This window comes from Amycolatopsis sp. NPDC028719 (assembly GCF_055565395.1).
In genome coordinates, this window is sequence record NZ_JBVHUL010000031.1 from 1 (window position 1) to 1336 (window position 1336).

At 34.3% G+C, this 1336-nt stretch carries 1 protein-coding gene; it reads left to right on the plus strand.

Features of this window, described 5'->3' with window-relative positions; genetic code table 11:
• Positions 1 to 275: 275 nt before the first annotated feature.
• On the plus strand, positions 276 to 1336 hold a 1061-nt coding region (locus ACZ4TR_RS49375), incomplete at its 3' end, for a M3 family metallopeptidase (RefSeq protein WP_465296165.1).

A 1336-nucleotide genomic window follows, 5' to 3' on the forward strand; every position in this document is an offset into this window, starting at 1 on the left:
GAAGACACTTTAATCGAAATGGAACAAGATCTTCAATCTTCTATCTCTTACGCTGGTGGAACAAAATTAGACTCAATTCGTACTGTAGATTATGTAGTCGTGAAAAACTCTATTTTCAACGGCGATAAAGTATATTAATTTTTAAATTTGACTCGAAGGACAAGCATTTTTATGCTTGTCCTTCTTTTACATATATAGAAATGTAAAATGTTTTTATTTTACTGAATTTTCTAGTATTATGTTTTTAGATACCTATAATAAGGGGGATATAACAAATGAAAAATATAATTGAGAAACGCCATATTCGCGCGGAAGTCCCTACTGAACTGACATGGGACCTCTCTGATTTATACGAATCTGATAAAGAGTGGGAAACTGCATTACGTGTATTAACAGACGATATAAAAAAACTTGAGGCGTTTAAAGGACAATTACACACTAGCTCCACTACCTTATTACATTGTCTACTTTTAGAGGAAAAGCTTTTAATGGAGTTAACAAAACTATACTCCTATGCAAATTTAAAAGAATCCACTGATCGTACAAATCCAGTTATTCAAGCGAACTCTTCCAAAATTACTGCTTTATGGACGAAAGTACATACTGCATTATCCTTTATCAATAATGAAATCCTCTCATTCGACGAAGGCACAATTGAAAAATATTTAGCTGAAGAAACAAAACTTGAACCTTTCGGTAAATCATTACTAGATATCCTACAAAAAAGGCCGCACACGCTCTCTCCTGAAACAGAAGAAGCTCTTGCTGCACTTGGCGAAGTACATAGTTCTCCATACAAAATTTACGGTATGACTAAATTAGCCGATATGGATTTTCCCTCCATACAAGACGAACATGGAAACGAACTCCCTGTATCATTTGCATTATTTGAAAGCAAATATGAGTTCTCTCCAAACATAGACATACGTAGAAAAGCTTACTCATCATTTGTTTCCACCTTGAAACGATATAAAAATACAGTGGCAACAACATACGCGACTGAAGTTAAAAAACAAGTAACACTCTCTCGTTTACGCAAATTTGAATCTGTTACTCATATGCTTTTGGAACCTCAAAAAGTTCCACTTGAAATGTATAACAATCAACTTGATATTATATACAAGGAATTAGCACCTCATATGCGCCGTTTTGCAGATTTAAAAAAGAAAGTACTAGAACTCGATCAAATGCTTTTCTGCGACTTACATGCACCTTTAGATTCCGAATTTAATCCAACCATCACATACGAAGAAGCCGGAAAACTCATTCAAGACTCTTTACAAGTATTGGGCGATGAATATAGTTCCATTATCGAAAAAGGATTTAAAGAGAGATG